Below are 8,328 nucleotides of genomic sequence, written 5' to 3'. Positions count from 1 at the left end.
ACCGGCAAGACCTGGCCGAAGCCGGAGGGCGCGACGAATCTCCGCAAGTTCCAGATCTACCGCTGGAACCCCGACGACGGGGAGAACCCGCGCGTGGACACCTACTGGGTGGACATGGACAGCTGCGGGCCGATGGTTCTCGACGCGATCATCAAGATCAAGAACGAGATCGACCCGACGCTGACCTTCCGGCGCTCCTGCCGGGAAGGCATCTGCGGCTCCTGCGCGATGAACATCGACGGGATCAACACGCTCGCCTGCATCTACGGCATGGACGAGGTCAAGGGCGACGTGAAGATCTACCCGCTGCCGCACATGCCGGTGGTCAAGGACCTGATCCCCGATCTCACGCATTTCTACGCCCAGCACGAGGCGGTCATGCCCTGGCTGGAGACGGAGACGAATACCCCGGCCAAGGAATGGCGCCAGTCCATCGAGGACCGCGAAAAGCTCGACGGTCTCTATGAATGCGTGATGTGTGCCTGTTGTTCGACGGCCTGCCCGTCCTACTGGTGGAATGGCGACAAGTACCTCGGGCCGGCGGCGCTGCTGCATGCCTACCGCTGGATCATCGACTCCCGCGACGAGGCGACGGGCGAGCGGCTGGACGATCTTGAAGATCCCTTCAAGCTCTACCGCTGCCACACGATCATGAACTGCGCCAAGACCTGCCCCAAGGGGCTGAACCCGGCGAAGGCGATCGCCAACATCAAGAAGATGATGGTCGAGCGCGCCGTCTGAGATGGAGGGCGCGGCGCCGCTCTGGCCCGCGCTCCTGCTCGCCGGCGGGGCCGGGCTCGCCATGCCGCTGGGCGCACTGGCGGCGCGCGTCGAGCGGATCGACGATCCGCTGATCGCCCTCGAGGTGCGCCATGGCGTCACCGCCTTCGGCGGTGGCGCGCTCCTGTCGGCGGTGGCACTGGTGCTCGTGCCGGACGGCGCGGAGGCGCTGCCGGGGGTGGTCGCGGTCCTCTGCGTCCTCGTCGGCGGTCTGATCTTCTTCGCCGTCGATCGCGCGGTCGAGGCGAAGGGGGGCGCGGGGGCGCAGCTTCTGGCGATGTTGCTCGACTATCTGCCGGAGGCGGCGGCGCTCGGCGCGTTGCTCGCCGTCGATCTGGGCACGGCGATGCTGCTCGCCGGGCTGATCTTCCTGCAGAATCTGCCCGAAGGCTACGCTGCCTTCAACGAGATCGAGGAGGCGCGGCGCCAGCCCCCCGGCCGCGTGGTCGGCCTCTTTGCCGCGCTCGCCGCGGTCGGGCCGGGGGCGGCCGCCTTGGGTCTCTTCGTGCTCGCCGATCTGCCCGGCGTGCTTGGTGCGATCATGCTGACGGCGGCGGGCGGCATCCTCTACCTCGTCTTTCAGGACATCGCGCCGCAGGCCCGTGCGCCCGGGCACTGGCTGCCGCCGCTCGGCGCGGTGGCGGGCTTTGCGCTTGGCCTCGGCGGGCATCTGGCGATCGGGTGACACACGGCTTTTGCCGTGACGTAACTTGCACGCAGCGCAATCCGAAACTGCATGTGTATGCGATGCCATGCCGGCGACGCGTGCCTATCTCTCGTGTGTGGGAGGACTTCCCCTGACCGAAAGACCACCATCATGACCGACCACCACAAGACCGACGACGGCGCTGCCACCCGTGCGCTGCAGCTTCTGGACGAGGCATGGGCCTATTACGACATGACCCGGCGTCCGGTGACCCCCGCCGCGCCGAGCGGCTACGACCTGCCTGACGCGGCCTGAGCCGAGGGCTTTTGTCCGGCGTCCGGCCGGGGCAGGGTATGTGCCACCCGAAAGAGGAGCCTGCCCATGCCCCGACCGGCCCCCGCCGATGCCGCGACGCGCCGCGCCGTTGAACCGGTCATCGCCTATCCCGACGACAGCCTGCCCGCGCCGGACCTGTCCCTCTACCGCGGCGCGCTGGCCGGCGCGCGCAAGGTGGACGAGATCCGCGTCCCCCCGCGCGAGGCGCGCTGCTTCCGTGTCCCGGCGGGCCATTTCTTCCGTATCCTCAGCGTCGAGGGGCCGCAGGTCGGCGACCTGAACCTCTGGAACGCCGCGGATCTTTCGGAGCGCTTCTACTCCGGCAAGACGCGGGCGCTGCACGGCACGCACCTGACAGCGGGTGACCGGATGTGGAGTGCTTTTCCGCATCTGCGGCCGATGGCGACGATCGTCGAGGACACGCTCGACTGGTACGGCACGGATGCCTACGGCGGCCGGGTGCACGACGTCATCGGGACGCGCTGCGATCCCTATACCCACGCGCTGCTCTCCGACGGCGGGGCATATCACCACTGCTGCCATTCGAACCTCACCCGCGCGCTCGCCGCCGAGACGGGGCTGTCGATCGCGGAGGCCGAGGGGCAGGTGCACGACGTGCTCAACGTCTTCATGTGCACGGGCTTCACCCGCGAGACGGGACAGTACTTCATGAAGGCGAGCCCGGTGCGTCCGGGCGATCACCTCGATTTCTTCGCCGAGATCGATCTCTTGGGGGCGCTGAGCGCCTGTCCGGGGGGCGACTGCTCGGCCGAGCATTCGAGCGACGCCGCCGGCTGCCATCCGCTCGTTGTGCAGATCTTCGCACCGGCCGAGGGCGCGCTCGCCGGCTGGACGCCGCCCGCGCCCAACATCTACGACCGGAGCCACGGCGTTTGAGCGCCGGGCCGGCCCCTTGGCTGACGTGGGTAGGGAAGCCTGCCGGCCGCGCCTTGCAGACCGTCTCACGCGGCCCGTGCGGGCCGGGCATACCGCTGTCGTCTGCCCATCCAGCCGCTGCCTCCGCGATCCCTGCCTGCCGTGGCAGTGATCGCGGGGGCGGGGCCGGTCGATGGAGGCTCAGCGCCGGATGGTGAAACCGGTGAGCCCCGTGTCGATCTGCGCCTGCTCCGGCTGAACCTCGGCGACACGCGCCGCCGCGGGGCCCTCGTGCAGCCGGCGCAGCATCTCCTCGACGGCGTCGGCGGGGCCCTGAAGATGGGCCTCCACGCTGCCGTCGTCAGCGTTGCGGACCCAGCCGGAGACGCCAAGCGCCTCCGCCTCGGACTCTGTCCAGGCGCGGAAGGAGACGCCCTGCACCCGGCCGGTCACCCGGACCCTTCGCGCGGTCTCCGCCATCGCGGGACTTCAGATCTCGAGTTTCTCGAGCGGCGTGCCGGCCTCGAGCGCCTCGATCACCCAGCCGGGCTTGCGGCCCTTGCCGGTCCAGGTCTGGTTGGGGTTGTTCGGATTGCGGTAACGCGGGACGCCTTTCGTACGCTTGCCGCCCACCTCTTTCAGCTCCTGCAGGGAGAAGCCGTAGTTGCGCGCCACATCCTCGGCCGCCTTCAGCGCTTCGGCCTTGCGTCGCGCTTCCCAGCTTTCGAGCGCGCGATCGACTGCGGTGCGCAGCTCGAGCAATTCCTCGCGGGACATGTTTTCAAGGTCGGGTTTCATTGTTCTCCCTTTCTGCGACCATAACGTGCAGTGGTTTTCTGTGGGTCCGACTCTTGTGCTTATTTTTCGCAAAGTTCAAGTGCCGCTTGAAATTCGAGGAGAATTTCGAGCGGTCAAGCGCCGAGGGACGCGGCCCGCGCGATAGTCGCGCAGGCGTTCCGGTGCGGGGTGGGCCTATTGCGCGGCCACGGCACCGGGATCGGCGAGCTCGATCACGTCCATCATGATCGTGTTGAGCTCGAAATCCTTGGGCGTATAGACGCGGGCCACGCCCATCGCGCGAAGACGGCGGGAGTCCTCTTCGGGAATGATCCCGCCCACGATCACGGGGATGTCCTCGATGCCTTCGGCGCGCATCCGGCGCAGGACGTCTTCAACCAACGGAATATGACTTCCCGAAAGAATCGAAAGGCCGATGACATGCGGGCGCTCTTCGTGGGCGGCGCGCACGATTTCCTCGGGGGTCAGGCGAATGCCGGCGTAATCGATTTCCATGCCGCAATCGCGGGCACGGAAGGCGATCTGTTCGGCGCCGTTGGAATGCCCGTCGAGCCCCGGCTTGCCGATCATGAAGCGCAGGCGCCGCCCGAGGCGGTCGCTCGCCGCGTCGACCGCGTCGCGGATCGGCTCGAGCCCCTCGGTGCGGTTCGAGGGGCTCGAGGAGACGCCGGTCGGCGCGCGGTACTCGCCGAAGACCGCGCGCATCTCGGCGGCCCATTCGCCGGTGGTCACGCCGGCCTTCGCGGCGGCGATGGAGGGCGGCATGATGTTGCGCCCGTCGGCGGCCGCCGCGCGCAGGTCTTTCAGCGCAGCCGCGACGGCGTCGGCGTCGCGCGCCGCGCGCCAGGCGTTCAGCCGGTCGATCTGGTCCTGCTCGACGGCCTCGTCGACGACCATGATGCCGCCGTCCTCGCCCATCAGCGGCGAGGGCTCGGCCTCGGTCCACTTGTTGACGCCCACGACGACCGTCTCGCCGCGCTCGATGCGGCCCACGCGCTCGGCGTTGCTGTCCACGAGGCGCGCCTTCATGTGCTCGATCGCGGAGACGGCGCCGCCCATCGTGTCGATGGTGGCGAGTTCGTGGCGCGCGCCGTCCTTGAGTTCGGACACCTTGGCGTCGACGGCCGGATTGCCGTCGAAGAGATCCCCGTATTCGAGGAGATCGGTCTCATAGGCGAGAATCTGCTGCATCCGGAGCGACCACTGCTGGTCCCAGGGGCGGGGCAGGCCCAGCGCCTCGTTCCAGGCGGGCAATTGCACCGCCCGCGCGCGCGCGTTCTTCGAAAGCGTCACGGCGAGCATCTCGATCAGGATGCGGTAGACGTTGTTCTCGGGCTGCTGCTCGGTCAGGCCGAGCGAGTTGACCTGCACGCCGTAGCGGAAACGCCGCAGTTTCGGGTCCTCGACGCCGTAACGTTCCCGGCAGATCTCGTCCCAGAGCTCGGTGAAGGCGCGCATCTTGCAGAGTTCGGTGACGAAGCGGATGCCCGCGTTCACGAAGAAGGAAATGCGCCCGACGAGGACGGGGAAATCCTCCTCCGGCACCTTGCCGCGCAGATCGTCGAGCACCGCCGTCGCCGTGGCCAGGGCGAAGGCGAGCTCCTGCTCGGGCGTCGCGCCGGCCTCCTGCAGGTGGTAGGAGCAGACGTTCATCGGATTCCATTTCGGAATCTCGCGGTAGCAGTAGGCCGCGACGTCGGTGATGAGCCGCAGCGAGGGTTTCGGCGGGCACATGTATGTGCCCCGCGAGAGGTATTCCTTGATGATGTCGTTCTGCACCGTCCCCTGCAATTTGGAGGTGTCGGCCCCCTGTTCTTCCGCGACGGCAATATAGAGCGCGAGCAGCCAGGGCGCCGTCGCGTTGATCGTCATCGAGGTGTTCATCTGGTCGAGCGGAATGTCGGCGAAGAGCGTCCGCATGTCGTCGAGATGGGCGATCGGCACGCCCACCTTGCCGACCTCGCCGCGGGCGAGGACGTGGTCGCTGTCGTAGCCGGTCTGGGTCGGCAGGTCGAAGGCCACGGAAAGCCCGGTCTGCCCTTTGGCCAGGTTCTTCCGGTAGAGGGCGTTCGACGCTTCGGCCGTCGAATGGCCCGCATATGTCCGCATGAGCCAGGGGCGGTCCTTCGTCTTCTCGGTCATCTCTCGGGCCTCGCTCTGGGGTTGGGCAAGAATGTTGCGTTGTCCGGCATCTACTTGAAACGATCTGCCCGGTCAATTCGCTGCATCGCGGCGTGCCGGGGGTGCGGCTTTCCCTTGCCCGCGCCGCGAGCGATTGCAACAGTCCGGCCATGACGGGTTCGGTCACTCTGCCGACGTGGCTCTTTCTGCTGATCCTCGCTTTCGCGGGGGTCACCTTCGCGTCGCATTTCCTGTTTCCCTCGGTGCGCTGGTTCTTCCGCCGACGGCTGGAGCGGGCCGTCGCCCGACTCAACGATCGTCTGGAGTGGCCGATCCGGCCCTTCAAGCTCGCCGAGCGCCACGACACGATCCAGCGGCTGATCTACGACCCGGAGGTGAGCCGTGCGGTCGTCGACACGGCCGAGACGGAGGGCGTGCCGGAGAATGTCGCCTTCGAACGCGCGCGGCGCTACGCACGCGAGATCGTGCCGGCCTTCTCCGCCTCGCTCTACTTCGGCCTCGCCATCCGGCTCGCGCGGTGGGTCTCGGGCACGCTTTACGCCGTGCGGGTGGAGCGTGCCGAGGTGACCGCCGGGATCGATCCCGAGGCGACGGTGGTCTTCGTGATGAACCACCGCAGCAACATGGACTATGTCCTGCTGACGCATATCGTCGCCGGCACCTCCCCGCTGGCCTACGCGGTGGGGGAGTGGGCGCGCGTCTGGCCGGTCTCGCGGCTGATCCGGGCGCTCGGGGGGTACTTCATCCGGCGGCGCGAGGGTGACAGGCTCTATCGCCGCGTTCTGGCTCGCTATGTCCGCCTCGCCACCGAAGGCGGCGTGACGCAGGCGATCTACCCGGAGGGCGGGCTGAGCCTGACCGGCGGACTGCGCCGGGCCAAGGTGGGCCTTCTGAAATACATCGCCGATGCCGACACCGGCGATCGTGACGTGGTCTTCGTGCCGGTCGGGCTGAACTACGATCGTGTGCTCGAGGACCGGCTTCTCGTCTCGGCCGCCGACACCGGCACGCGCCGTTTCCGCGCGCGGCCCGGCGTGATCGCGGCCTTCGTGGCGCGTCAGCTCTGGCTGAAGGCGCGGGGGCGCCACCGCCGGTTCGGCGAGGCGGCGGTGCGCTTCGGAGAGCCGCTTTCGCTCGCCGGGTTCCGCGCCGCGGGCGGGGCCGGCGCCGAGGCACTCGGGGAGACGCTGATGGCCCGGATCGGCGCGGCGGTGCCGGCGGTTCCCGTGCCGCTGGTCGCGCAGGTCATGCTCTGCGACGGACCGCTCCCGCGCGGCGAGCTCGGACTGCGCGTGCGCGCCCTTGCCGCGGGCTGGGCAGACGACGCGGCCGCGGACGAGGCGCTCGATCAGGCGCTCGACCAGCTCACCGCGCGGCGGATCGTGGCCGAAACGGACGGGCGCCTCGCCGCTGTTCCGGGGCAGGAGCCGCTTCTGGCGTTCTACGCGCGCTCGCTCGCGCATCGCCTGCTGCCGAATGCTGCGGTTGCGCAATGATTTTCTGCGCGCGCTCGGTCATAAAGTTTCGCTGCCCTCGCGTGGGCGGTTGCAATGTTGCGTGGTGCTCGCTAAGCCCGGTCCGCCGGCTGCGACTCTGCGGCGCGGCGCGGGAATTTGCGAGGGAGGTCTCCCATGGCTCTTGATTCCGATACCGGCATCGCCCCCTACGAGGCGCCGGAAAAGGACCTCTACGAGATGGGCGAAATGCCGCCCCTCGGCTACGTCCCGCCCAAGATGCACGCCTGGGTCCTGCGCGAGGAGCGCCACGGCGACCCGGACCAGGCGCTGCAGAAGGAGGTCGTGGACACGCCCGAGATCGACAGCCAGGAGGTGCTCGTTCTCGTGATGGCCGCCGGCGTCAACTACAATGGCGTCTGGGCCTGTCTCGGCCAGCCGGCGAGCGTGTTCCGCGGCCACAAGGCGCCCTATGCCATCATCGGCTCGGATGCGACCGGCATCGTCTGGAAGGTGGGCGACAAGGTCACCCGCTGGAAGGTGGGCGACGAGGTGGTGGTCCATTGCAATCAGGACGACGGCGACGACGAGGAATGCAACGGCGGCGACCCGATGCTCTCGCCCAGCCAGCGCATCTGGGGCTACGAGAGCCCCGACGGCTCCTTCGCGCAGTTCACCCGGGTTCAGGCGCAGCAGCTCATGCCGCGGCCGAAGCACCTGACCTGGGAGGAGTCGGGCTGCTACACGCTGACGCTGGCCACCGCCTACCGCATGCTCTTCGGACACGAGCCGCATGAACTGAAGCCCGGGCAGAACGTGCTGGTCTGGGGCGCCTCGGGCGGCCTCGGCTCCTTCGCGATCCAGCTGATCAACACCGCCGGCGCCAACGCCATCGGCGTGATCTCGGACGAGGACAAGCGCGACTTCGTCATGGGCCTCGGCGCGAAGGGCGTCATCAACCGCAAGGACTTCGACTGCTGGGGCCGTCTGCCCGAGGTCAACACGCCCGAGTACAAGGAATGGTTCGCCGAGGTGCGCCGCTTCGGCAAGGCGATCTGGGAGACGACCGGCAAGGGCGTGAACGTCGACATGGTCTTCGAGCACCCGGGCGAGGCGACCTTCCCGGTCTCGACCTTCGTGGTCAAGCGCGGCGGCATGGTGGTGATCTGCGCCGGCACCACCGGCTACAACTGCACCTTCGACGTGCGCCACATGTGGAGCCACCAGAAGCGGCTTCAGGGCAGCCACTTCGCCAACCTCAAGCAGGCGAGCGCGGCCAACAAGCTGATGCTGGAG

Annotated in this window: 9 protein-coding genes; 6 read left to right on the top strand and 3 right to left on the bottom strand. The window is 68.4% G+C overall.

What is annotated here, in order from left to right; genetic code table 11:
• The 4 genes from ACESL7_RS09985 to ACESL7_RS09970 all read left to right on the top strand — a co-directional run.
• Positions 1 to 741 (top strand): succinate dehydrogenase iron-sulfur subunit (locus tag ACESL7_RS09985; RefSeq protein ID WP_372893179.1); only part of this gene is annotated, 741 nt, incomplete at its 5' end.
• A 1-nt stretch (position 742) separates the two neighbouring features.
• Positions 743 to 1,465: a ZIP family metal transporter gene (locus ACESL7_RS09980; protein ID WP_372893178.1), complete on the top strand. Its 723-nt coding sequence runs from the start codon at positions 743 to 745 to the stop codon at positions 1,463 to 1,465.
• A gap of 132 nt (positions 1,466 to 1,597) precedes the next feature.
• Positions 1,598 to 1,741: a hypothetical protein gene (locus tag ACESL7_RS09975; RefSeq protein WP_372893177.1), complete on the top strand. Its 144-nt coding sequence runs from the start codon at positions 1,598 to 1,600 to the stop codon at positions 1,739 to 1,741.
• Positions 1,742 to 1,807: 66 nt separating this feature from the next.
• Positions 1,808 to 2,659, top strand: coding sequence for an urea carboxylase-associated family protein (locus ACESL7_RS09970; protein WP_372893176.1), 852 nt, complete (start codon positions 1,808 to 1,810; stop codon positions 2,657 to 2,659).
• A gap of 180 nt (positions 2,660 to 2,839) precedes the next feature.
• Here ACESL7_RS09970 and ACESL7_RS09965 read toward each other — a convergent pair whose 3' ends face one another.
• The 3 genes from ACESL7_RS09965 to ACESL7_RS09955 all read right to left on the bottom strand — a co-directional run bounded on the left by ACESL7_RS09965 (position 2,840) and on the right by ACESL7_RS09955 (position 5,578).
• Positions 2,840 to 3,118 carry an acylphosphatase gene (locus ACESL7_RS09965; protein ID WP_372893175.1) on the bottom strand — a complete coding sequence of 93 codons (279 nt, stop codon included), beginning with the start codon at positions 3,116 to 3,118 and terminating at the stop codon, positions 2,840 to 2,842.
• 9 nt (positions 3,119 to 3,127) lie between these two features.
• Positions 3,128 to 3,436 (bottom strand): H-NS histone family protein, encoded by a 309-nt coding sequence (locus tag ACESL7_RS09960; protein WP_372893174.1) that lies wholly within the window; start codon positions 3,434 to 3,436, stop codon positions 3,128 to 3,130.
• 174 nt (positions 3,437 to 3,610) lie between these two features.
• The gene (locus ACESL7_RS09955; protein WP_372893173.1) at positions 3,611 to 5,578 is read right to left on the bottom strand and encodes a methylmalonyl-CoA mutase family protein; all 1,968 of its coding nucleotides are present in this window, start codon (positions 5,576 to 5,578) and stop codon (positions 3,611 to 3,613) included.
• 149 nt (positions 5,579 to 5,727) lie between these two features.
• Between ACESL7_RS09955 and ACESL7_RS09950 the strand changes: the two genes are divergently transcribed.
• Positions 5,728 to 7,074 carry a 1-acyl-sn-glycerol-3-phosphate acyltransferase gene (locus ACESL7_RS09950; protein WP_372893172.1) on the top strand — a complete coding sequence of 449 codons (1,347 nt, stop codon included), beginning with the start codon at positions 5,728 to 5,730 and terminating at the stop codon, positions 7,072 to 7,074.
• Positions 7,075 to 7,209: 135 nt separating this feature from the next.
• On the top strand, positions 7,210 to 8,328 hold a 1,119-nt coding region (gene ccrA / locus ACESL7_RS09945; protein WP_372893171.1), incomplete at its 3' end, for a crotonyl-CoA carboxylase/reductase.

Origin of the sequence: Rhodosalinus sp. (assembly GCF_041685465.1) — a bacterium.
In the GTDB taxonomy this organism is placed as follows: Bacteria; Pseudomonadota; Alphaproteobacteria; order Rhodobacterales; family Rhodobacteraceae; genus Rhodosalinus.
This window is presented reverse-complemented; position numbering and strand designations above follow the sequence as displayed.

Coding starts and splice junctions, on each gene's coding strand:
- ACESL7_RS09950 (WP_372893172.1), top strand. CDS start 5,728: ATGACGGGTTCGGTCACTCTGCCGACGTGGCTCTTTCTGCTGATCCTC.
- ACESL7_RS09975 (WP_372893177.1), top strand. CDS start 1,598: ATGACCGACCACCACAAGACCGACGACGGCGCTGCCACCCGTGCGCTG.
- ACESL7_RS09955 (WP_372893173.1), bottom strand. CDS start 5,578: ATGACCGAGAAGACGAAGGACCGCCCCTGGCTCATGCGGACATATGCG.
- ACESL7_RS09970 (WP_372893176.1), top strand. CDS start 1,808: ATGCCCCGACCGGCCCCCGCCGATGCCGCGACGCGCCGCGCCGTTGAA.
- ACESL7_RS09980 (WP_372893178.1), top strand. CDS start 743: ATGGAGGGCGCGGCGCCGCTCTGGCCCGCGCTCCTGCTCGCCGGCGGG.
- ACESL7_RS09965 (WP_372893175.1), bottom strand. CDS start 3,118: ATGGCGGAGACCGCGCGAAGGGTCCGGGTGACCGGCCGGGTGCAGGGC.
- ACESL7_RS09960 (WP_372893174.1), bottom strand. CDS start 3,436: ATGAAACCCGACCTTGAAAACATGTCCCGCGAGGAATTGCTCGAGCTG.